Consider the following 1,639-nt stretch of genomic DNA (forward strand, 5'->3'; position numbering starts at 1 on the left):
GCGCCGTCCCCGGCCCGGCCCAAACGTCCTGCCGCCCGGCGCGCCGCGCAGCGCCCCACGCATGCTTCCCATGCTGGCAGGGGCCCGCGCCCGTTCCTGATCTTTCCGTGGGACACGGACTTCCTGGCCGGGCTTACCGCCACGCTCATCGAAGCCACCAACGGTCGCCCCGGCGACGCCGTGTTCGTCTTTCCGCATGGTCGGCCCGGGCGCTACCTTGTGGACCGCATCCGCCGCGCCCCGGACATCGTCCGGCCCTGTCTGCTGCCCCGCGTGTTCACGGTGCGCCAGATGTTCACCCTGCTGCGCGCCCACGCGGAAGACCCCACCGCGCGCCCGGCCCGGCCCATTCCCCTGCTGGATCGGGTGGGCCTGCTCATGGACTGCGTGCGCGGCCTGGCCCGGCCCGGCGACGAATTGTACGAGCACCTCGCCGCCACGGACCAGCGGCGGTTCTTTCCCTGGGGCGTGCGCCTTGCCGCGCTGATGGAGGAGTTCTTCGTCCAGAACCGCGTGCCCGAAGACTACCAGTACATGGAAGGCCAGGTGGCCCCCTTTGCCGCCGCCCTGCTGGGCGCGCTGGGTCGCATCCACGAGGCGTACGCGGCTGCGCTGACGGAACGCGGCTGGACCACGCCGGGCTTCGACGCCTTCCGTTCCGTGCGCCTGCTGCCCGGCCCCGACGAAACGGGCCGCGCCACCGAACGCCCCGACGGCTTCACCCTGCCCCCGCTGCTGGCGGGCAAGCGGCTGTTCGTGGCCGGGTTCTCCACCCTCACCGGCACGGAAGAAGCGCTGTTCCTGCACCTGTGGCGGCACGAAGGGGCCACGGTGTGCCTGCACACCGACGCGGCCGTGGCGGAACTGGGTGGTCGCCCGGTGCACTGGACCTGCGAGGACCACGTGCGCTGGCTGACCTCGTGGCGCGCCGGGGCCGCGCTGGCCTGCCCGCCGTCCGGTCACACCCCGTCGATCACCTTTCATGAAGGCTACGACCTGCATTCGCAATTGCTGGTCATGGAACGGGAACTGCGCGCCGATAGCGGCGATGCGCCCGACGCCCCGTCGGCCAACGCGACCCCGTCCGGCAATCTGAAGGAATCGAGTCTAACGCCAGCAATCGAAAGCACCGAAAATTCCATCCCCCCCGCCCCTGACGCCGACGAACTGGCGGGCACGGCGGTGGTGCTGCCGGACACCGGGCTGCTCATGCCCGTGCTGCACCACCTGCCGGACAAGGACGTGAACATCTCCATGGGCTATCCGCTGGTGCGCTCCACGCTGGTGCGGCTGGTGGAAACCCTGATGCGCCTGCAAGAGACCGCCCGGCCCGCCGCCTCGCTGGCGCTGCCGGAGCAAGGGCCGGAAGCCGGACCGGGCGACACGTTCGCGGCCCCGGGGGGATCGGACACCGCGCCGTCCACCATGTGCTACCACTGGCGCACGGTCATCGAATGCATCCGCCACCCGTACCTGAAGATGCTGGAACTGGACGGCGAACGCCCCCTGCGCGACCTGTTCCACCTCATGGAAAACGTGGTGCGCGGCGGGGCCAGCTACGTGGACCCGCGCGCTCTGGCCCGCGAGGTGGCCCAGAAGGCCCCCGGCGGCGAACACGGCCCGGCGGCGGCCCTGCTGC

Annotated in this window: 1 pseudogene; it reads left to right on the plus strand. The window is 71.4% G+C overall.

What is annotated here, in order from left to right:
- Positions 1-1,639, plus strand: a pseudogene (locus FVW20_RS19800) (PD-(D/E)XK nuclease family protein); the annotation flags it as partial.

The sequence above is a fragment of the Nitratidesulfovibrio oxamicus genome (assembly GCF_015731765.1).
GTDB lineage: Bacteria > Desulfobacterota > Desulfovibrionia > Desulfovibrionales > Desulfovibrionaceae > Cupidesulfovibrio > Cupidesulfovibrio oxamicus.